The organism is Acinetobacter sp. YH12068_T (assembly GCF_024606005.1).
Lineage (GTDB): Bacteria > Pseudomonadota > Gammaproteobacteria > Pseudomonadales > Moraxellaceae > Acinetobacter > Acinetobacter amyesii.
This window is the reverse complement of the sequence record NZ_CP094555.1, coordinates 3,206,778-3,227,198: the sequence shown is the minus strand read 5'-3', so window position 1 is coordinate 3,227,198 and position 20,421 is coordinate 3,206,778. Positions and strand designations below refer to the sequence as shown.

Here is a 20,421-nt window from a genome sequence, read left to right as displayed (position 1 = left end):
CTGCATGTCATGTAAGCCAAAACGTACAAAATTATTCTGTTACCTTTCCAAAGAAAAATCATCTGATTAATTGATTAGAATCAAATGATTATAAAAGGGAAGGGAACAGTAAATGAAACAATGTATACAATATTTTCGAACGCCTAGCCTCATCGTCGGTATCTTGATGACAGCCGCATGCCATGCGGAAAACACCGCATCTACAGCGCAGGATCAAACACCAAGCCAAGCTCAAAAATCGGCACAAATCCAGCAAGAACAACGCTTTAAAATACAAAAAATCGCTCAATTTAATGAGCCTTGGGCCATCCAGCCGCTCTCAGACGGACGTTTATTGCTGACAGAAAGAAAAGGTCAACTGATCATCTTTAATCCTCAAAACCAGCAGAAAATACAGGTGAAAAACCTTCCCAAAGTTGCCTATGGTGGACAAGGCGGCTTAGGTGATATTGCACTTGATCCGCAGTTTGAAAAAAATCATCAGATATACCTGAGCTATGCAGAAGCAGGACAGGGCGGTTATGGCGCTGTCATCGAAAAAGCCATATTAAACCTCAATGAAGCTGCGCCAAGTTTAAAACAGCGAATAATCATTTGGAGGCAAATTCCAAAAGTAGAAGGTCAAGGCCATTATTCACACCGTATGCAATTTGGAACAGATGGAAAATTATGGGTGAGTTCGGGCGAACGTCAGAAGTTTGATCCTGCACAAGATTTGCAGTCAAATTTGGGTAAAGTGCTGCGCTTAAATAGTGATGGAACGCCTGCTGCAGATAATCCATTTCAGACCCAAGGCGAAGTTGCCAAGCAAGTCTGGAGCTTCGGGCACCGTAATCCTTTAGGCATGGCATTTGATGCAAAACAGCAGCTTTGGGTGGCCGAAATGGGACCGAAAGGCGGCGATGAGTTAAATCTTGTGCAGCGTGGGAAAAACTATGGCTATCCGCATGTGTCGAATGGTGATCATTATGATGATCAACCGATTCCTGATCATCATACACGGCCTGAATTTGAAGCGCCTGCCATCAGCTGGACACCGGTGATTTCACCGTCAAGTTTGATGTTTTACCAAGGGCAAAAGTTCCCGTTGTGGAAAAATAAAGCGCTGATTGGTGGCTTATCTTCAGAAGCGATTGTGATTGTTGATACAGAGCTTAAACCTGTCCAAGAAATACAACGAATTGCCATGCCACAGCGTATTCGAGGACTAATTGAAACCAAAGACGGCAGTATTTGGGGCATTGAAGATGGAGAAAAGGCATGGTTATTCAAAATTGAGCCGAAATAGTGGATAAAAAATAAACAAAAAATTCAAAAAATGAAAAAAAGCCCCTACGGGGCTTCTCACATACAGGCCTACACGAATTTTAAATACGTCAGCTAAGCCGCATAGTGCTCATCGGCATTAAATGCATTGGCTTGAATTTGAATCAATTTACGATTTCCCTGTTCTCCATTCATCCGCCAATGCGCAATTTTAATATTATCCACAATAGCAACATCGCCTTTATGCCATTGTAAAAGCAGAGCGTCTTTATACATCGCATCAAAAAATTGCTGCTTTTCGGCATCGTTCCATTCAATTTGTTGACCTTCTGGCGTGTAAATTTCCCATGTCAGTTGCATGCCGTCCGCCGTTGAATCGATTTCAATCTCCCCTCGATTTTCAAAGCAATTTTTCGCGGCCTGATGGGCAAATGGATTGGTATTATTGGCAAAAGCCCACGGCTGAATCACATGCTTTTTCGTATCGGGGTGATGAATCACCAGCGGCGAACGCTGCAAGGTCAGTTTGGCTTTTTTATCTTGTCGAATCTCTAAACTAAACGGGCTCTTTTTCAGCAATAATCGGTCAAATAGACCCACCTCGCGTGCCGAAACATAAGAAAAATGGTTCCATGCGCCGAGATATTTTTCCTGTAGATGTTTCGGAAAATTCTCCCAAATTTGCTCTAAGTTATTAAATCCTGTTTCTGCCAAATACGTCGAAGGTTCCTGACAGAATAAGGCGATATAACGCGAGCGTTCTGAGCGCACGCCACCTTCAACATGCGGGCCTTGTACCGAGTTTTCGACTGGACCCAATTGCACTGTGTTACGGTCGATATAACGACGGTAGTCACCTGCGCCGAGCAATTTCTCGCTGTATTTTCGCATCCAAGATGCAACCCAGCTGGGCATATTGGGGTTAAATGCATTCCATGGGGTAAACTGGAAATATTGTTCAATCAGTTGGTTAAATTGTTCGGGTTGCTCGATGTTAAAACCACGAAACAGTAAGATGCCATTTTCATGGATTTGTTGTAAAAGCTCTTGTCGATGCGCGCCAATATATTGTGCAAGATCTTGCGGGCTATTGTGTTCTGGAGCGGCATGAAAAATGCGGGTAAAACTATTCAGTTGTTGCTGTTGCAATTGCATAGGTCATTCTCTAATTTTTTAATTCAATTTTTATTGTTGTCGCCTAATCCCTAAGCGCTGACAGTTCGAGCTGCTGAACTCGCAGCCGTTATTCTGTCTAAATTCTCTGCCGATTATAAGTACAGTTTTACTGTTGCGATGTAAGAATTGTTGATAAATTGCGATTTTTCGACGAATAGAGTGCGATCGTTGAATGAATGACGACATGAAAAAAGCCCTCGACATCCTATCGAGGGCTTTTTAGATTCATTCTAAAGATATGACTCCTGTCATACCGATCAGCGTTCCTGCTGCATGTGCATTATTTATTTTTATTGCAAGACATCCTGTCTCTGTATGTTCTTACTATAGGCGCGTTGCTGTTGAGGCCATAGGCGTAAATACTGCAAGCGCTGTAGGTAAATGCCTACAGCAGAACGTCGCGAAATCCTGCTAGTGTAGTGATTTAAATAACAACAATGAGTTTCGCGCATGCCTGCAACACAAATCGATATACGGATGCAATACAGCATAGAACAAGAGCAACAGCTGATAAATGCTGTCTTTGACGCCATACAACAGAGTTTTCAATTGCCTCGATATGACCGCAATATACGTTTGCAAGTGCATGCGCCACATCGGTTTCAGGTATGTGATCATTTGACGCAGCCTGAGCGCTTTACACATATCACCATTGATTGTTTTGCGGGACGAACCGTAGCAACCAAGTGTAAGTTATATCAAATGTTCGTGCAGAATTTGGTGGAATTTGGCATTCCGGCCGACCATATCATCATTACCTTATGTGAAAGCCCCCAAGAAAACTGGGGGATTCGAGGTGGTCAAGCCGCTTGTGATGTTGATTTAGGTTTTCAGGTGGATGTTTAGTCTGTGCAAATACATGGATTGTTGCTTTCACGGAGCCTAAACGAAAAAAGCCCCGACATCCCGTCGGGGCTTTTTCGGATTCATTCTAGCGGTATAACTCCTGTCCTACCGTAAGCTTCCTGCTCATCGTCTTATCATTGTTGTTTTATGTTCAGTGACATCCTGTCGCTGTATGACCTTAATATAAAAGTAATCCAATAACGTGAATAGTGTCTATTATCCGTATCTGATGTAAGCCAAAACGTACAACACCTAAATTATCATTTTGTCCGTCGCGTCAATGTATTGCACAGCATTAAGGCTATCGACCGATAGAACTATTGACCCAAATCGATCTAAACCTGTTTTAAAACAGCGGGAAGCTGGTTTTGATGAGATTAAAATCTTCATCAGCGGTGTTACATATTTTTGCGATTAATTGGTTGAATGGTGAATTAATTTATCAGACATTAAAAATTCATAATGAAAAATATACAGGGAATAAGATCGATGCTAAGAACACTTACACAACAACGGACGACATCAAAACTTCAGCTCGCATTAGGCTGCGTCATTGCGCTTAGTGCTTCAGCAAGTTGGGCAGCATCTCCACAAGAGATTATGCAAATTGCGGAAAGTCAAAAGCAAAGTTATTTAGAGACCTTGAAAACCTTGGTCAATATTGAATCCGGCAGTAAGGATCTTGAAGGCCTGAATCAAATGGCCAAAGTGGTGGCAGATCAGTTGAAGAATGTCGGTGCTGAAGTGAGTGTGATCGAAAGTACAGATATTTATCGCATGGACGATACACCTGAGAAAATGGGACCAATAGTTAAAGGGGTATTGAAAGGTCAAGGTAAAAGTAAAATCATGATGATCGCGCATATGGATACGGTTTATGAACGGGGAATGCTTAAAAACCAACCGTTTAAAATTGACGGTAATCAGGTCTATGGCTTAGGTATCATTGATGATAAACAAGGGGTAGCTGCAATTTTGCATGTTTTGAATACCCTTAAAAAATTGAATTATAAAGACTATGGCACGATCACTGTTTTGATGAATTCAGATGAGGAAATCAGCTCACCTGCCTCACGTAAGTTGATTACAGAAACAGCACAAGATCAGGATGTGGTGTTGTCTTTTGAAGGGGGCGGTAAAGATGGTAACTTACGTCTGGCAACCAGTGGCATTGGCGCAGCCTATTTAGAAATTAAAGGAAAATCTTCACATGCCGGTGTGAAACCTGAGGCAGGGGTGAATGCACTCACTGAGCTCTCTCACCAAATCGCACAAATGCAAAATCTATCTGATCCTAACACTGGGTTAAAGCTGAATTGGACTGTGGCGGAAGCGGGTAAAACACGCAATGTCATTCCAGAACATGCTGCTGCACAGGCGGATGTCAGAGCACTACGTGTCCAAGACTTTGAGGCCGTGGAAAAAACGTTAAATGAGAAAATCAAAAATAAAAAGTTATCAGATAGCCAAGTCAGTGTGAAATTTGAAGTCCGCCGTCCACCGTTGGCTGTAAATGATGCCTCTAAAAATTTGGCTGAAAAAGCGCAAGACATCTATAAAAATGAGTTAAACATTCCATTGACTGTTTCTTTGACTCCAACAGGAGGCGGTACTGATGCTGCTTTTGCTGGAGTAAAGTCGAAAGCTGCTATAATTGAGGGAATGGGATTATCAGGAGATGGGGCTCACTCAAGCAATGCAGAATATATTTTAAAAGACAGTATTATTCCGCGTTTGTATTTGGCAACACGATTAATTGTGGATGTGTCGAAAGCAAGATAATATTCTATATCGCAATGATTAGAAGGAGCCTACCTAGGTGGGCTTCATTATGATTAAGCATACAGAACGAAATGAAAAAGCCCCAACGTCCTGTTGGGGCTTTTTCGTATATTGCTAAGATTCAACTCCTGTCAAATCAATCGCTTCCTGCATGTTCCATTCTTTTTATTCTAGAAACTTCCTGTCTCTGTATGGTTTAACTATAAATAAGGTGCTTCAATTAGCATAGTGGTCAAGGACGCCATCTGCTGTAAGCATTTTCTTACATCGAACGCATGACATGAGTTAAGCACTGACATACTGCACCAATTTATCAAACACAGATTTTAGAGCTTTGTTATCAAACTCATTACCTTCAAAGGTTTCAGCACGGTTACGTGCGAAAATATCGCGAATCTCAACCACAGCATTCGAGTCAATCAACCCTAACTGTGTTGCCACCTGACGAATCTGATCGATCGAACGTGACCCATTGCTGCCGCCGTAACTGACATAACCCGCAGGTTTACCTTGCCATTCTTTACCTAGGTAATCCAAAGCATTTTTCAGTACTGGACTGTAGCCATGGTTGTACTCAGGACTAATGAAAATAAATGCATCGCCTTGTGCGATTTTATCTGCCCATTCTTGTTGTTTAGGCTGATCATAAATACCGGTCAAAGGAGGGTTTGCGCCAGCAAAAAAAGGCAAATCCCATTCTTTTAAGTCGATAATTTCAGTGTTGACGGTACTGTAATCATAAGATTGAATCGTTTTTTGAATCCAGTCAGCCACTTTGATCGCAGTACGACCTTCACGAACACTACCCACCACAATAAAAATATTCATTTATTATCCTTTTCAATTGATTTATTTAACATCAAAACATGTTATCTCTGAAAACAAGATTATTGTATTGAAATGCTGAACAGACGACAAATCCCAAGCTTTAAAAAAAGCTCCAGAAGGAGCTTTTTATAGGATGGAAATTCCTTACATGATTTTGATGCCTTGTTGACCCGCAGGCGTCACTTTAAAAATTTCAACTTCAAAAGTAATGTCTTTGCCGGCCAAAGGATGGTTGAAGTCAACTTCAGTGATGTCTTCACCCACAGTTTTAACCACACCAAATAAGCTTTGCTTGGCTTTATCTTCAAATTCAATCATTTGTCCTTCAACAGGGCGTTGTTCGAATTTTACAGTATCGAATTTTTGAACATTTTCAGGGTTCCAAGGACCAAAAGCATCTTCAGGAGGAAGGCTCACGGTACGGCGGTCACCTGCACGTAAACCGAATAAAGCCTTCTCAAAACCCGGTAATAAGCTGCCATCACCCATGACAAGGCTGACAGGTTCAGCACGGCTACGGGTATTGTCAATTTCTACGCCATTTTCAATAGCAACAGAAAAGTGAAGGTCTACTTTAGAGCCTTCTTCAATACGAGTTTCCTCGTTAGGATTGATAAAATCAGTCATTTTGCGCTTCCGCACGTTGAATTCGGTGTTTTTCTAAGAAAAACGTATCAATAAGAAGCAGAATCGTGCCTAAAGTAATGGCACTGTCTGCAATATTAAATGCAGGAAAGTGGCTGTTGTTGTAATACACGTGAATGAAATCCACCACATAACCTAAAGATACACGGTCAATTAAGTTACCGATTGCGCCGCCTAAAATGAGGGCAATCGCAAGTGGTAAAACTTTCACGTTTTTTGGCATACGCATGAGCCAAAATACAAAAATGACAGACACAAGTCCTGCGAGTGAAGTAAAGAAATAACGTTGCCATCCACCGGCATCGGACAAGAAACTAAAGGCTGCGCCATAGTTATGTAGTAATGTCCAATTTAAAAAGGGCATGACAGGTACAGGATCTGCGTAGTTCAGATGTGTACTTGCAATCCATTTGGTCCATTGATCTAAAATAATGGCAACAATGGATAAGCCCACCCACACTAAATTGTGTGGGTAGAATTGAAAGAAGCCCTTTTTTTCTTGTGGATTAGGCATATTTTCTCTCTTCGCCTTGACCTGTAGGAAGGTTAATAATACAACGAGAACAAAGACCTGGATGTTCGTGATGTGTATTCACATCTGGCAGTACATGCCAGCAGCGTGCACATTTTTCACCATCAGCAGCAGAGACTTTGACATTTAAACCATCAAGGTCAGAGGCTTCACCTTGCGCTGCATCAAACTCATTGACAATCACTTGAGAAGTGATGAGGACAAAACGCAGTTCTTCACCGAATTTGTCTAAAACAGCTTTCAGCTCAGCATTGGCCCAAAGTTCAACTTTAGCAGACAAGTTTGAACCCACAGTTTTTGCAGTACGTGCAGCTTCAATAAACTTGTTCACTGCAGATTTAACGGTGATCAAGGTTTGCCATTCAGCTTCAGTCACTAAATTTGCTGTAGATGCGACTGGAATGTCATACCATTCAGCAGTAAATACATATTTCTCTGATTGCTCAGGGATCAATGGCCAAGCTTCTTGTGCTGTAAAGCTTAAGATTGGTGACATCCAACGAACAAATGCTTGTACCAAGTGATACAACGCAGTTTGCGCAGAATGGCGTGCTTGAGAGTCCGCTTTCGTAGTGTACTGACGGTCTTTGATGATGTCTAAGTAGAAACCACCCAAGTCATTAATACAGAAGTTGGTCAATGCGCTGGTCACGATATGGAAGTTCATATCTTCATAGGCTTGCTGAATGGTTTTCTGTACTTCCGCAGCACGTTGCAAGATGTATTGATCCAGTGCGATCAATTGATCAACAGGCAACGCATCCGTCGATGGTTTGAAGCCATTCAAGTTAGCCAACAAGAAACGCAATGTGTTACGGATACGGCGGTAACCATCTGATGCACGGCTGAAGATTTCTTTACCCGCAGTCATTTCATAACGGTAGTCTGCAGAGGCGATCCAGAAACGTAGACCATCTGCACCCATGTCTTTGATGATGTCTTGTGGAGTGATCACGTTACCGATCGACTTCGACATTTTGCGGCCTTTTTCGTCAACAACGAAGCCGTGAGTCAATAAGCCTTTGTAAGGTGCGCGGTTATTAATCGCCATAGACGTCAACAATGAAGACTGGAACCAGCCACGATGTTGGTCAGAACCTTCAAGGTACAAGTCAGCAGGGTCTTGCAATTCTTCACGTTCACGGAGTACTGCAAAGTGTGTTGTTCCAGAGTCAAACCAAACGTCTAGAGTGTCACGAACTGCATTGTATTGCTCTGCATCTGCACCGATAAACTCAGACGCATCACGGTTATACCAGCCGTCAATACCTTCTTGTTCAATCAGCTTCGCCACTTCTTCGATCAGCTCAGGCGTACGCGGGTGAAGTTCGTTGGTGTCTTTATGCACGAAGAATGGAATTGGCACGCCCCATGTACGTTGACGTGAGATACACCAGTCTGGACGACCTTCAATCATCGATTGGATACGGTTTTTACCCCAATCCGGTACGAAGCTGATGTCATTTTCAATCGCGTTCAATGCACCTTGGCGTAAACCTTTTGCATCCATGCTGATGAACCATTGCGGTGTTGCACGGAAGATAATCGGTGTTTTATGGCGCCAGCAATGTGGATAGCTATGTTTGATCACCACATGTGCCCAAAGTTTGCCTGCTTCGGTTAAAGCAGCAATGATTTTTGGATTAGCTTTGTAGATGTGTTCGCCTGCAAAAATTGGCGCAGTTGGTAAATACACACCGTTGCCGCCGACTGGATTGTCGACTTTCAGGTTGTACTGTAAGCCAACTTTATAGTCGTCCACACCATGGCCTGGCGCTGTATGTACAGCACCTGTACCACTGCCGTCTGTGACATGCTCACCCAAAATCACTGGCACTTGGCGTTCAGCAATTAACGGATGTTGTAGTACTAGATTTTCAAGTTTTGCACCAGCAAATTCAGCAATCACTTCTACTGCGTTAAAACCATAACGCTGAGTTGCAGATTCAACCAATGATTTTGCAAGGATGAAGTTTTGCGCTGCTTTGTCTTCGCCAGTTGCTTTCACCAATTGGTATTCAAGTTCAGCGTGTAGAGCAACCGCTTGGTTGGCAGGCATGGTCCAAGGCGTAGTTGTCCAGATCACGATATCTGTAGAATCGCTAACTGTAACACCTAGGCGTGCAGATAAATCAGCTAAATCAACAACGCTAAAACCAACGTCAATCGCATCTGATTTTTTGTCTTCGTATTCCACTTCAGCTTCAGCTAAGGCAGAACCACAGTCCAAACACCAGTTCACAGGTTTAAGACCCGGCTCAATATGGCCTGCTTTGGCAATTTCACCGAGCGAACGAACGATGTCGGCTTCTTGTTTGAAGTTCATGGTGAGGTAAGGATTGTCCCAATCACCAAATACGCCCATACGCACGAAGTCTTTTTTCTGTAATTCGACTTGGGTGTAAGCATATTCACGGCAGGCTTTACGGAAAGTTGAGGCATCTACTTTTACGCCGACTTTACCGACTTTTTCTTCAACTTTCAGTTCGATTGGAAGACCGTGACAGTCCCAGCCTGGTACATACGGTGCGTCAAAACCGTCCATCACACGGCTTTTGATGATGATGTCTTTCAGGACTTTATTCACCGCATGGCCTAAGTGAATTTGGCCATTTGCGTATGGAGGGCCGTCATGAAGCACATATTTTTTCTTGCCAATACGCGATGCACGAATCTGCTGATAAATGTTGTCGGCATACCACTCTTCTAACCATTTCGCTTCACGTACTGCGAGATTTGCTTTCATCGCAAATTCAGTACCTGGGAGGTTTAGCGTGGCTTTATAATCCACTGCATTTTCAGGAGTTTGCTTATCGCTCATGCAAGTTGTCTTCCAAATTTATCAGCCCGTTGACTGACGCGTTTTACAATAAATAATCGGGGTTTAAAAGGGGAAATGAGGGTGCTGACCTCGAAACTCAAGGAGCTTTTCGACGTCGTCATCAATTCCTGCTTTCAGTGCTTCAAGCGAAGGGTAGTCCTTTTCGCCATGTAAAAAGTTCAAGAACGTCACCCGCATTAACAGGCCATACAGATTAGCAGAAACATCAGGAAAATGTACTTCTAATCGCCATTCAGGATGTTCCTGTTTAATCGCGGGACGCGTACCAACATGCCCTGCACCAAACAGGGCAGAGGGTGCATAACCTGCAACCCCTAATTTGTCAGCATTTTCGCTTTTTACTTTATCTGTTAAAGATTCGGTTTCACAAATGACATCGACTGCATAAATGCCATTTAAACAAGGTTTATGACGGTTTAAACGCACATTAATGGTAGGAAAATTAATCGTGCGACCGATTTGATCACCATATTGCACACGACCGGTGATGCTATAAGGACGACCTAAAAGTTTTGCGGCATGGGCAAGGTCACCTGCTTGTAAAGTCTGACGAACCAGTGTCGAACTGACACGTTCGCCATCGACTTCGACATTCTGCAGGGCTGTGACTTGGAAGCCGTATTGGCGTAAAAATTCGCTATTGCCTTGACGGTTTTTGCCAAAGTGATGATCTTCGCCCAAAACTAAACTTTGTGTATTGAGTTTATTTTTTAAAATATCGGCAAATTCTTCAGCGCTGAGATTACGAAAGGCATTGTCAAATTTCGCCACCACAATATAGTCGACGCCCAGTTCAGTTAAATATTCGACTTTTTCACGTAGTGAACTGATTCGAGGTGGAGCGTCATAAGCTTTAAAGAATTCAAGTGGTTGTGGCTCAAAAATCATCACAGCTGTTTTTAAGTTTTGTTGCTGTGCTATGTCTTTGAGCTGGCTGACCATCGCTTGATGACCCAAATGTACGCCATCAAAATTGCCAATGGTCACGGCAGTTTTGGGGAGTTCTAAGTGGGGCGCTAAAGCATTTAGACGGAGCAGCTTCATGGGCGAATCAATTGTTGAAAATGTTTGAGGGTATATATTGCCATAATCTTCTGCGTTCGTCTTGTTGTTGTGTTTTTACTCAAGTTTTTTTATGCAGAGATGAATTTATTATCAGTAAAATAAATTATAAAAATAAATATTAATCAATTTTTCTTATTTAATGGTGTGCTTAAACTATAGACATTCCATTTTGATGAGCATCATGCGATGAAAATGCCATTTTATCAACTCCAGCATAAACAAGACTTGATTCGTCATTTCACCCCAAACTGGTTTACGGTGGTGATGGGCACAGGTGTGGTGGCCCTCATTTTACCATCTATACCGTTGGCGCCGCAGTGGATGTGGTCCATCGGAGCAGGGTTGTGGCAGATCAGCATCGTGTTGTTCATATTGTTTAGTGGGATGTATCTCAGCCGATGGATCTTATACCCACAAGAAGCCAAGCAGATTTTCCAGCATCCGGTGATGAGTTTATTTCTGGGGGCAATTCCCATGGCACTGGCAACCCTGATCAATGGCGCATTGAAATTTGGCGCCACGCTGTACACTGAGTTTTTGGGCGTAAGCATCATCACATGGGCTGAATATTTATGGTATGTCGATGTGTTGATGGCAATTGCGATTGCATGGTGTGTTCCATTTCTGATGTTTAGTCGTCAGCAACATGCGCTGCAAGGCATGACTGCAGTATGGTTATTGCCGATAGTGGCTTGCGAGGTGGCTGCCAGTTCAGGCGGTTTATTGTTGGCGCATTTACCTGCACAGGCCCATGCTGTCCATATTTTGCTGGGGAGTTATCTGCTTTGGGGGATCTCAGTATTTCCAGCATTTGCCATCTTAAGCATTTTGTTGCTGCGTCTGGCTTTACATCAATTGCCAAGCAAGGATATGGCGATCAGCAGTTGGTTGGCCTTAGGACCGATTGGGACAGGGGCTTTAGCGCTGTTAGTTTTGGGCGAGCAAGCCCCACGTATTTTGACAGCGGTAGACTTGGCTGATTTAGGACAGGTGTTGCTTCAAGGCGGCGTGTTCGCAGCCCTTGTTCTGCTTGGATTTGGTGTATGGTGGTTTGGAATCGCTATACTCATCACGCTAAAACATTTGCGAGATTTACCCTTTAATCTCGGGTGGTGGGCGATGACATTTCCATTCGGCGTTTTTAGTTTGGCGGTCATCCATTTGGCGGAACATACGCAATTAAATGCTATCCAACAGTGCGGCACCTTTTTTGCAGTTTTGCTCTGTACGCTTTGGTTATTGGTGATGCTGAAAACCATACAAGGGTTTTATCGCGGTAGCTTATTTTTTTCTCCGTGTTTAAAAGCGTATTGTGATGCTCAGCGCGCATCTTAAATGATGTCGGGTGAATGTAAATCCGTTGAAGAAAAATATAGCGCGTTGGCTTTGACGGATTTCAGCAAACAAATATAGAGCTTGTGCAAGCGTGTGATGCAGTTACGTTATTTTGCTATCCAAGCAAAACATTCATGTATAAAATTTGCGCGTATTTTCGAGAGATCAACTGGCTTCGAGATATAAACTTGCTTGAAATTTAGGAACTAGAGCAAGGCATATGGATTAAAACAAAAAGATAAAAATAAGGATCGAATTATGTGTAATCAAACCAGTTTTTGGGATGATGCCAAAGGATTATTAGAAGAATGGTATGTCGCTTGTACCTCTAAAGAACTCAAAAAAGATCAGCCTTTTTCAGCCACCCTGTATGGTAAAAAAATTGTCCTGTTCCGACAAAAAGATGGAACTGCCGCAGCATTGCTCGATCAATGTGTGCATCGTGGCGTGCCTTTGTCTCAGGGTAAAATGACTGATGGCTGCGTGACGTGTCCATATCATGGCTGGTCGTATCAGGGCGATGGGCATGTGGCGCATATTCCTAGTGTCAATGGACAATTTTTTCCAGAAAAACCGCATCCTTTTAAACAGCGTAGTTTTGATGTGTGTGAGCAAGATGGGGTGGTATGGATTTATCTCGGTGAAAAGCCAAAACAAGAACGCCCAGAAATATTTAAATTACCGTTTTATGATCAAGCCGGCTGGGTCAGTTATTACATGGTCGGCAGTTATGATGGCGAGATGGGCGCTGTTGCACAAAATATTATGGATGTGACCCATACCATATTTGTGCATGAAGGCTGGTTTCGTTCAGAGTCGGGAAAAGCCGTGTATGCCACCATAGATGTGGGGCCGCGCAAAGTAGTCGTTGACTATCATGACCATGATGCAGATGTTGGCATGATGCCATGGCTGACCAATCCGCATGGTGCTGAACAAGTCCACCGCGACAGTTTTATCGCGCCGAATATTACCTTGGTGGAATACCATTGGGGAGAGCCGTCGGGCATGGTGTTTAATAGTCTGATTAGCCCTGTGGGACCGTATGAGTCAAGGGTTTATACCTGTGTTAGTTATAAATTTCCGATTCCAAAATTGTTGTCTAAGGCATTGATGCCGGCTGTGAATGCCTATACTTGGGTGGTCAACAAACAAGACATTAAAATTTTGTCAGCGCGAAGAGCTGGCATCGAGCATATGCCGATGACCCATTCGCATAGTGTACGAGGGGATATGGCACATATTGCCTTAGAGAAGATTTTAGATGCCTTACGTCACGACCAACAATTGGCACCATCTTTTATTGGCAAACGTCCGATGCAATTTCAAATTTGATAGCAGTTGAATCTGCTTGAGGAGTTTATTTTTCTGAGCAATGTGATTTTTGAAGCTGATTTTTTCTGCGCACGTGCAAATGTATGCTATATGAAGGCATCAATTTGAGGAGACCGCTATGCGTCAGCAAATCGCTTTAATTATGGCACTGCCGAGTGAATCTAAAGGCTTGTTTGAAGCCGCAGGCATTGAAGTGCATTACAGTGGTATTGGTAAAGTCAATGCCGCATTTAAAGCCTTTGATGTGATTCAAAAAACCGGATGTCGTACTTTACTGAATTTGGGCACAGCGGGAAGTTCACATTTTGATGCACATGCTTTGGTTGAAGTGGCTAAATTTGTACAACGGGATATGGATGTATCGCCTTTGGGTTTTGATGTCGGGGTGACGCCGATGGATACCGATCATCCTGCTGAAATTCAGCCAGAGAGCATGTTTAGCCATTTGCCTAAAGGAATTTGTGGTACAGGCGACAGCTTTGAAACTGGGCTGCCGAAAGTACCGTGTAATCTTGTCGATATGGAAGGCTACGCAATCGCTAAAGTATGTAAAAAACTGGGTGTTCGCTTTGTGTCGGTAAAATATATTACCGATGGTGCGAATGACACAGCACATCTGGATTGGGAAGAAAATTTATTATTCGGCGCAAAGAAATTATTGGAATTATATCAAACAGTAAAATAAGGCATTCAGCTAATTTCGGTCGGCGACCATAGAATGCTATGGTCGTATGCCAATTCGACCCAATTCAATTTACTTTTCTGGGCGTGGAATTACACCGTAAAGCATCATATGGACGGTATGTTGAATAATCCGTTGTTGCATACTGCGATTACGTAAGGTTTTTCCAGTGACCATTTCCATTTGGGTTGCAAAGTCAGCATAGTTTTGCGTGATTGCCCAAATGTTCAGAATTAAAAGTTCTGGATCAATATCTTTTGAAATTTTGCCTTGTTCTTGCCAGTTGCTAATGACTTTGGCTTTGCGTTTCACTAATTTTTTTAGTGGACCTTTTAAAATTTCAAGAATGTGTGGTGCGCCCTGAATGACTTCAAGTGCGAACAAACGTGAGGCTTTCGGTTGGGTACGAGATACTTCAATTTTCTGCAATAGATAATTGGTGATCGCTTCTTCAGGCTCAAGGTCTGCTTCCAACATTTGTAGCGGAGCAAGCCACTTTTGTAGAACCGTTGTCAGAACTTCAACATAAAGCGCTTCTTTATTTTCATAGTAATAGAAAATATTCGATTTATGCATTTCTGCAATCTGTGCGATCTCATCCAAGCTGGCGCCATTGAAGCCATACAGGGAAAAGACATCCAGTGCTGCATTAAGCAACTGGTGGCGTTTCTGGGTACTCTTTTTTTGTTCCATTAGCTCTTTTAAGAAAATGAAAAGGGAATATTGAATTGTACGGCAAATCAACAGATTTGTGCACAATCATCGTTTTTAATTTTATGAATTTTGGCAGTTTATTCTGTTCAACGGTTAAATAAATACGACGAATGCCATAATATTTCAAATAATCATTTTAGGGTGAAATTTAAATAAATCATTATTTTTAGTCATGGATTTATATGATTTGTCGTAATTTTTGTGATGTATTTGTCAACAAGCGATAAATCTACCCTCAATGCTAAACATGGTTTTGTTGCGATATTGTTCTTGAATAGTACAGGAAGTCACACGGTTTAAGTGATGATTTCCTGCACAAGTACAGCTTAAGTGGCCAAGACCGCTTGTAAGACTTGTTGTTCAAGTTCAGTAAATTCAATGCCTTTTTTTCGTGGGCGGGGCAAATCGACACTAAATTCTTTGGCAATATGGCCTTTATCGAGCAAGATTATACGGTCTGCCAACTGCACGGCTTCACTTACATCATGCGTGACCAAAATCGCGGTAAACCCTTGTTCAGTCCAGAGTTTTTCAATCAAATTCTGCATATCTAAACGTGTTAAGGCATCGAGCGCACCCAGTGGTTCATCTAGCAGCAAAATGCGTGGTTTATGTGACAAAGCACGTGCCAGTGCAGTACGTTGACGTTGCCCCCCTGATAGCTGTGTTGGCCAAAGCCCCGCTTTGTCTTTTAAACCAACTTTCTCGAGGAGTGCTGTGGCATTGGCATGTTGGTCTTTGCTTAAACCGAGTTGCACATTTTTCTCAATGCTACGCCAAGGCAGGAGGCGAGGGTCTTGGAACATCACACGAATATCATCACTGGTGATGCCTTCACGAATATGACGAGCAGACTTAAATTTAATTTCGCCATAACTCGGTTTTTCTAAGTCGGCGATGAGGCGAAGCAGGGTACTTTTACCACAGCCACTACGACCGACAATCGCCAAGAATTCACCGGGTTGAATATGCAGGTCAAGGTCTTCAAGGACTTTAACATCGCCATAAAATTTGTGTAGTTGTTCAATCAGGATCTCTGCGCCCAACACCGCATGGGGATTGATATCCTCGACAGAAGAACGCTGAGGTTGGGTTGAGTCGTCTGCATGACGGCTTATGCTTAAATCGGTCATCACATGCTCCTTATTTTTGGTAACCCGAGTGCCAACGGAGTAAATATTTTTCTAAGGCAACAGCCAGTACATCGGCTAATTTACCGAGTAGGGCATACAATAAAATCCCGACCAAGACGATGTCGGTTTGCAGGAATTCGCGTGCGTTCATGGTCATATAACCGATGCCGGCTTGTGCAGAAATGGTTTCTGCCACAATCAACAGAACCCAAACGAGACCGAGTGAAAAACGCAGACCAACTAAAATAGATGGCATAGCCCCGGGCAGAATAATTTCTTTATACAGTTGCCAGCCACTCAAACCGTAGCTTTTGCCCATTTCAATCAGTTGAGGATCTACAGAGCGAATACCATGATAGGTGTTGATATAAATGGGAAAGAATACGCCAATAGCAACTAAAAAAAGCTTGGCCGATTCATCGATCCCAAACCATAAAATCACCAAGGGAATCAGGGCAAGAGCAGGAATGTTACGGATCATTTGCAGCGTGGTATCGAGTAGCGTCGATGCTGTTTTAGATGAACCATTTAGCAGCCCTAAAAAAAGACCTAATCCACCCCCAACTAAAAGCCCAACCAAAGCACGACCCGCACTGATTTGGACATGCTTCCACAGTTCACCACTGATCAGTAAGTTCCAGAAGGCCACCACCACCGCACTTGGCGCAGGCAAAATGCGACTTTCTAACAGCCCTGTAACAGAGGCAATTTGCCATACAATAATTAATGCAATAGGAAACAACCAAGGCAGCAAACGCTGCCCGAGTTGTGTTCCACGTGAAACCTTCGGTGCTTTGAAGGTTTCAACAGAAACAGTTTTGGACATTAGGCCGGCTCCTGAATCTTTCCAGCTTTTTTATTTTCATCTGGGGTGTAGTTGTTCGCGACGATCTCACCAAATGGGCCGGTTAAGTTAGGTTGAACCAATTTCTGACGCGTTTCCAATGGCAGTAGTGGGAACACTAATTCTGCGAAACGGATCGACTCTTCAAGGTGTGGGTAACCAGAGAAAATAAAGGTATTAATCCCGAGATCGGCATATTCTTGGATACGTGCGGCTACAGTTTCAGGATCACCAACGAGTGCCGTACCTGCACCACCACGAACCAATCCAACACCTGCCCATAAGTTTGGCGATACTTCTAATTTGCTACGGTCGCCATTGTGCAGTTCAGCCATACGGCGTTGACCAACAGAGTCCATGGTTTTGAACTTGGCTTGCGCGGCTGCAATGGTGGCATCGTCGACATATTGGATCAGCTCTTCTGCTGCTTTCCATGCTTCTTCATTGGTTTCGCGCACAATGACATGTAAACGAATGCCATAATTCAGTTCACGTCCTTTGGCTTTGGCTTTTTCACGCACCACTGCAATTTTTTCTTTTACCGCAGCAGGTGGCTCACCCCAAGTTAAATAGGTGTCAACTTGATCCGTTGCCAGTTCAACAGCTGCCTCTGAAGAACCGCCAAACCATAGTGGTGGATACGGTTTTTGTACCGGTGGATAAAGTAATTTTGCGTCGTCCACACTCAGGCGTGCGCCATGGAAGGTATAGCTTTCACCAGTATGTGAACGGGTTAAAATTTCACGCCAAATCGTGGTGTATTCTGCGGCAGTTTGGTAACGCGTCGCATGATCTTCATAGACACCATCACCCTTGAGTTCTTGCTCATCACCGCCTGTGACTAAGTTTAGTAAGATACGACCGCCAGATAAACGGTCAAAAGTTGCAGCCATACGTGCAGTCAGTGCAGGCGTTGTCACCCCCGGACGTAGAGCGACTAGAAATTTTAGATTTTTAGTGGCATCAATCAAGCTTGCAGCTGTAAGCCATGGATCTTCACATGAACGACCTGTCGGAATCAGAACGCCTTCATAGCCAAGATTATCCACCGCTACTGCAATTTGCTTCATGTAGGCATGATCGACTTGGCGTGCACCTTTACTTGTTCCTAAGTAGCGACTGTCACCGTGGGTAGGGATAAACCAGAAAATTTTCATGTTCAGTTCCTTGTATTTTTGATGGCTCGGGTATCAATGTGATGAAGGTGTCCAAACTTGCTTTTGGACTTGAATGTTGTTTGGAATCAGTTGGACTTGTTTAAATAAGTCCGCAATATTTTGCTGTGCTTGTATGACCTCGGGTGTCAGCGAGCGCACAGGAGATGGTTTAGACCGGCGTAAAAAGGCTTGTGCAGCAATATTCTTTTGCAGCCCTGTGCTGTTTTTATAAATCTCTAAAGCCACATTTTGGTTCTTCACAATCCACTGATCGGAAGCGTCTAAGGCCTTTAAAAATTTAGCTGGGGCATCAGGGTGCGCTTGAACGACTTTTGGATTTGCCACATAAAATGAATAGGTCTTTGGAAAATCACCAGATTGAATCAGCACTTTAGCTTGAGCATCCAACTCCGCTGCAGATAAAAACGGGTCCCAAATGGCCCATGCATCAATTGATTTTTTATCAAATGCGGCACGTGCATCTGCTGGTGGAATCCAAATCGGTTGAATGTCATTCCAAGTCAAACCGGCTTTTTCTAAAGTTTTGGCTAATAACTCATGCGCACTCGAGCCTTTTTGTACAGCAACGCGTTTGCCACGTAATTCTTGAATGGTTTTGATTGAGCTATCCGCTGGAATCACGACAGCAAGCGACTGTTCAGGCACCACTTCATAGCCAATATAATTCAGGTCTTTATTGGCAGCTTGGGCGAAAATAGGCGGGGTGTTGCCGACATAGCCATAATCCACCGCACCGACCGCAAGGGCTTCTAACATTTGTGGGCCAGCAGGGAACTCCTTCCACTCAATGTGAGCGCCGGGAAATTGTTGTTCAAAGAGCTTTTGTTCACGGGCAACCAGCAAATTTAAGGCTGATTTTTGGAAACCGATAACCAAGGTTTTTACGGCTGTTTCAGCTGGTTTTTCACGATCCTGCTGTGCTTTTTCTTGTTTTTGGCAGGCACTGAGTCCAAGGCCAAAAGTGGTTAAAGTCAGTATGGAAAATGTTCTTAGAATACGCATGGCATCGCCCTTATGCTGTGGTCGGCTTATTTGATAATGGCCGACTCAATATTTAATTTATTGGGAATTAATTTTTCGTTATAAAACGCATCAGCGACTTGCTGCTGCTCTTGCGCCACTTGTGCAGTAATCGGCGTCACTTGATTGCCTAAACGAGAAATTGATGTTTTAAGTACATCTAGACCTAAGCCGGTTTTGCCTTCGAGTAACTTGGCCGCTTCATCTTGATTTTTTGAGACCCATTGCGTGGTCAAATTCAACTCATTCACCACAGCTTGCAGGACTTTTGGATTTTCCTGAGCAAATTTACGATCGGCCAAATAGAACTGGTAGTTCTTCACCAAGTTTTCGCCATTGGCAATGGTGCGAGCATTAAGTTGATGCTCAGCGGCAGAAAGGAACGGGTCCCAAATTACCCATGCATCAACTGCACCTTTTTCAAAAGCAGCACGTGCGTCGGCAGGTGGTAAATACACGACATTGATGTCGCTAAATTTAAGCTGATTAGCTTCCAACAACTTGAGCAACAGGTAATGCACGTTTGAGCCTTTGTTTAAGGCCACACGTTTACCTTTTAAGTCCTGAATACTGTGAATAGCCGAATCTTTTTGCACAATTAACGCTTCAGCTTTTGGAACAGCAGGTTGGTTGGCAATGTAAACCAAATCGGTTTGAGCGGCTTGAGCAAAGATAGGCGGTGCTTCACCGACTTCACCAAATGACACGCTGCCCACATTGAGCCCTTCAAGCAGCTGTGGACCCGCAGGAAATTCCACCCATTTGATATTTACACCTTGGCTTTTTAAGGCTGTTTCTAAGGTTCCGCGTTCTTTTAAAATTGGCAATAAGCCATATTTTTGGAAGCCGATATTTAAGGTGACATTTTCTTCAGCCTCTTTTTTGCCACAGCCCGACATCATCATGGCAGCCACAACCGCTGCAGACAGTACAAGTGTTTTTGTCCAAAGTTTTGCTTTGTGAGTACGCATGTGTTGCTCCTATAAAGGTCTAAATGTGCAGAACTGTTGATTTATGAACACATAAGCTAAAGAGTTTTCTTTTTCGAAAAAAATAAGAAAACTTAAATTTAAAATCAGGAAAAAAGATAAATAAAAATTAGCAAAAGTTATGAAAAAATATGATTTTAGAAAAACATATAATGTGTCTAAGTGTTATTTTAAGTTATTGAAATTATTTTATTTATTATGGTTATTTA

At 43.0% G+C, this 20,421-nt stretch carries 18 protein-coding genes; 6 read left to right on the top strand and 12 right to left on the bottom strand.

Annotated elements, in window-relative coordinates:
* Nucleotides 1-112: 112 nt before the first annotated feature.
* Complete coding sequence (locus MST18_RS15380) at nucleotides 113-1,288, top strand: PQQ-dependent sugar dehydrogenase (RefSeq protein WP_180132838.1); 1,176 nt, start codon at nucleotides 113-115, stop codon at nucleotides 1,286-1,288.
* 92 nt (nucleotides 1,289-1,380) lie between these two features.
* Here the strand turns inward: MST18_RS15380 and MST18_RS15375 are convergent, their stop codons facing one another.
* The gene (locus tag MST18_RS15375) at nucleotides 1,381-2,421 is read right to left on the bottom strand and encodes a TauD/TfdA family dioxygenase (RefSeq protein ID WP_180107844.1); all 1,041 of its coding nucleotides are present in this window, start codon (nucleotides 2,419-2,421) and stop codon (nucleotides 1,381-1,383) included.
* 471 nt (nucleotides 2,422-2,892) lie between these two features.
* On the opposite strand from MST18_RS15375, the gene MST18_RS15370 reads away from it, so the two are divergent.
* Together MST18_RS15370 and MST18_RS15365 are read left to right on the top strand one after the other, a co-directional pair.
* Nucleotides 2,893-3,288: a tautomerase family protein gene (locus MST18_RS15370; RefSeq protein ID WP_180132837.1), complete on the top strand. Its 396-nt coding sequence runs from the start codon at nucleotides 2,893-2,895 to the stop codon at nucleotides 3,286-3,288.
* Between the two features lie 489 nt (nucleotides 3,289-3,777).
* Nucleotides 3,778-5,070: a glutamate carboxypeptidase gene (locus MST18_RS15365; protein WP_180132836.1), complete on the top strand. Its 1,293-nt coding sequence runs from the start codon at nucleotides 3,778-3,780 to the stop codon at nucleotides 5,068-5,070.
* Nucleotides 5,071-5,355: 285 nt separating this feature from the next.
* On the opposite strand, the gene MST18_RS15360 is transcribed toward MST18_RS15365, so the two are convergent.
* The 5 genes from MST18_RS15360 to ribF all read right to left on the bottom strand — a co-directional run bounded on the left by MST18_RS15360 (nucleotide 5,356) and on the right by ribF (nucleotide 10,961).
* Entirely contained in the window at nucleotides 5,356-5,898 is a 543-nt protein-coding gene (locus MST18_RS15360) for an NADPH-dependent FMN reductase (RefSeq protein ID WP_180132835.1), read from the bottom strand.
* Between the two features lie 144 nt (nucleotides 5,899-6,042).
* A complete protein-coding gene (locus MST18_RS15355) occupies nucleotides 6,043-6,525 on the bottom strand; it encodes a peptidylprolyl isomerase (protein WP_180132834.1) in 483 nt (160 codons plus the stop codon).
* Nucleotides 6,518-7,057 carry a signal peptidase II gene (gene lspA / locus MST18_RS15350; protein WP_180084480.1) on the bottom strand — a complete coding sequence of 180 codons (540 nt, stop codon included), beginning with the start codon at nucleotides 7,055-7,057 and terminating at the stop codon, nucleotides 6,518-6,520. Before lspA ends, MST18_RS15355 begins: the two co-directional genes overlap by 8 nt.
* A complete protein-coding gene (ileS, locus tag MST18_RS15345) occupies nucleotides 7,050-9,896 on the bottom strand; it encodes an isoleucine--tRNA ligase (protein WP_180132833.1) in 2,847 nt (948 codons plus the stop codon). Before ileS ends, lspA begins: the two co-directional genes overlap by 8 nt.
* Nucleotides 9,897-9,959: 63 nt before the next feature.
* Nucleotides 9,960-10,961, bottom strand: coding sequence for a riboflavin biosynthesis protein RibF (gene ribF, locus MST18_RS15340; RefSeq protein WP_111886018.1), 1,002 nt, complete (start codon nucleotides 10,959-10,961; stop codon nucleotides 9,960-9,962).
* A gap of 207 nt (nucleotides 10,962-11,168) precedes the next feature.
* Between ribF and MST18_RS15335 the strand changes: the two genes are divergently transcribed.
* The 3 genes from MST18_RS15335 to MST18_RS15325 all read left to right on the top strand — a co-directional run bounded on the left by MST18_RS15335 (nucleotide 11,169) and on the right by MST18_RS15325 (nucleotide 14,337).
* Nucleotides 11,169-12,317 (top strand): TDT family transporter, encoded by a 1,149-nt coding sequence (locus MST18_RS15335; protein ID WP_180132832.1) that lies wholly within the window; start codon nucleotides 11,169-11,171, stop codon nucleotides 12,315-12,317.
* 258 nt (nucleotides 12,318-12,575) lie between these two features.
* Nucleotides 12,576-13,652, top strand: coding sequence for an aromatic ring-hydroxylating dioxygenase subunit alpha (locus MST18_RS15330; RefSeq protein ID WP_180132831.1), 1,077 nt, complete (start codon nucleotides 12,576-12,578; stop codon nucleotides 13,650-13,652).
* A gap of 118 nt (nucleotides 13,653-13,770) precedes the next feature.
* Entirely contained in the window at nucleotides 13,771-14,337 is a 567-nt protein-coding gene (locus MST18_RS15325; RefSeq protein ID WP_180024672.1) for a 5'-nucleosidase, read from the top strand.
* A gap of 69 nt (nucleotides 14,338-14,406) precedes the next feature.
* On the opposite strand, the gene MST18_RS15320 is transcribed toward MST18_RS15325, so the two are convergent.
* The 6 genes from MST18_RS15320 to MST18_RS15295 all read right to left on the bottom strand — a co-directional run bounded on the left by MST18_RS15320 (nucleotide 14,407) and on the right by MST18_RS15295 (nucleotide 20,128).
* The gene (locus tag MST18_RS15320) at nucleotides 14,407-15,027 is read right to left on the bottom strand and encodes a TetR/AcrR family transcriptional regulator (protein ID WP_078190649.1); all 621 of its coding nucleotides are present in this window, start codon (nucleotides 15,025-15,027) and stop codon (nucleotides 14,407-14,409) included.
* A 347-nt stretch (nucleotides 15,028-15,374) separates the two neighbouring features.
* Entirely contained in the window at nucleotides 15,375-16,181 is an 807-nt protein-coding gene (locus MST18_RS15315; RefSeq protein WP_180036115.1) for an ABC transporter ATP-binding protein, read from the bottom strand.
* A gap of 10 nt (nucleotides 16,182-16,191) precedes the next feature.
* Entirely contained in the window at nucleotides 16,192-17,007 is an 816-nt protein-coding gene (ssuC, locus tag MST18_RS15310; protein WP_078190647.1) for an aliphatic sulfonate ABC transporter permease SsuC, read from the bottom strand.
* Nucleotides 17,007-18,182, bottom strand: coding sequence for an FMNH2-dependent alkanesulfonate monooxygenase (gene ssuD / locus MST18_RS15305; RefSeq protein ID WP_180132830.1), 1,176 nt, complete (start codon nucleotides 18,180-18,182; stop codon nucleotides 17,007-17,009). Before ssuD ends, ssuC begins: the two co-directional genes overlap by 1 nt.
* A gap of 33 nt (nucleotides 18,183-18,215) precedes the next feature.
* Entirely contained in the window at nucleotides 18,216-19,205 is a 990-nt protein-coding gene (locus MST18_RS15300; RefSeq protein WP_180132829.1) for an aliphatic sulfonate ABC transporter substrate-binding protein, read from the bottom strand.
* 26 nt (nucleotides 19,206-19,231) lie between these two features.
* Nucleotides 19,232-20,128 carry a sulfonate ABC transporter substrate-binding protein gene (locus MST18_RS15295; RefSeq protein ID WP_373686662.1) on the bottom strand — a complete coding sequence of 299 codons (897 nt, stop codon included), beginning with the start codon at nucleotides 20,126-20,128 and terminating at the stop codon, nucleotides 19,232-19,234.
* Nucleotides 20,129-20,421 lie beyond the last annotated feature (293 nt).

What these genes read in the sequence shown, in the direction of transcription:
- MST18_RS15380 (WP_180132838.1), top strand. Translation starts at nt 113, where the DNA reads ATGAAACAATGTATACAATATTTTCGAACGCCTAGCCTCATCGTCGGT.
- MST18_RS15375 (WP_180107844.1), bottom strand. Translation starts at nt 2,421, where the DNA reads ATGCAATTGCAACAGCAACAACTGAATAGTTTTACCCGCATTTTTCAT.
- MST18_RS15370 (WP_180132837.1), top strand. Translation starts at nt 2,893, where the DNA reads ATGCCTGCAACACAAATCGATATACGGATGCAATACAGCATAGAACAA.
- MST18_RS15365 (WP_180132836.1), top strand. Translation starts at nt 3,778, where the DNA reads ATGCTAAGAACACTTACACAACAACGGACGACATCAAAACTTCAGCTC.
- MST18_RS15360 (WP_180132835.1), bottom strand. Translation starts at nt 5,898, where the DNA reads ATGAATATTTTTATTGTGGTGGGTAGTGTTCGTGAAGGTCGTACTGCG.
- MST18_RS15355 (WP_180132834.1), bottom strand. Translation starts at nt 6,525, where the DNA reads ATGACTGATTTTATCAATCCTAACGAGGAAACTCGTATTGAAGAAGGC.
- lspA (WP_180084480.1), bottom strand. Translation starts at nt 7,057, where the DNA reads ATGCCTAATCCACAAGAAAAAAAGGGCTTCTTTCAATTCTACCCACAC.
- ileS (WP_180132833.1), bottom strand. Translation starts at nt 9,896, where the DNA reads ATGAGCGATAAGCAAACTCCTGAAAATGCAGTGGATTATAAAGCCACG.
- ribF (WP_111886018.1), bottom strand. Translation starts at nt 10,961, where the DNA reads ATGAAGCTGCTCCGTCTAAATGCTTTAGCGCCCCACTTAGAACTCCCC.
- MST18_RS15335 (WP_180132832.1), top strand. Translation starts at nt 11,169, where the DNA reads ATGAAAATGCCATTTTATCAACTCCAGCATAAACAAGACTTGATTCGT.
- MST18_RS15330 (WP_180132831.1), top strand. Translation starts at nt 12,576, where the DNA reads ATGTGTAATCAAACCAGTTTTTGGGATGATGCCAAAGGATTATTAGAA.
- MST18_RS15325 (WP_180024672.1), top strand. Translation starts at nt 13,771, where the DNA reads ATGCGTCAGCAAATCGCTTTAATTATGGCACTGCCGAGTGAATCTAAA.
- MST18_RS15320 (WP_078190649.1), bottom strand. Translation starts at nt 15,027, where the DNA reads ATGGAACAAAAAAAGAGTACCCAGAAACGCCACCAGTTGCTTAATGCA.
- MST18_RS15315 (WP_180036115.1), bottom strand. Translation starts at nt 16,181, where the DNA reads ATGACCGATTTAAGCATAAGCCGTCATGCAGACGACTCAACCCAACCT.
- ssuC (WP_078190647.1), bottom strand. Translation starts at nt 17,007, where the DNA reads ATGTCCAAAACTGTTTCTGTTGAAACCTTCAAAGCACCGAAGGTTTCA.
- ssuD (WP_180132830.1), bottom strand. Translation starts at nt 18,182, where the DNA reads ATGAAAATTTTCTGGTTTATCCCTACCCACGGTGACAGTCGCTACTTA.
- MST18_RS15300 (WP_180132829.1), bottom strand. Translation starts at nt 19,205, where the DNA reads ATGCGTATTCTAAGAACATTTTCCATACTGACTTTAACCACTTTTGGC.
- MST18_RS15295 (WP_373686662.1), bottom strand. Translation starts at nt 20,128, where the DNA reads ATGATGATGTCGGGCTGTGGCAAAAAAGAGGCTGAAGAAAATGTCACC.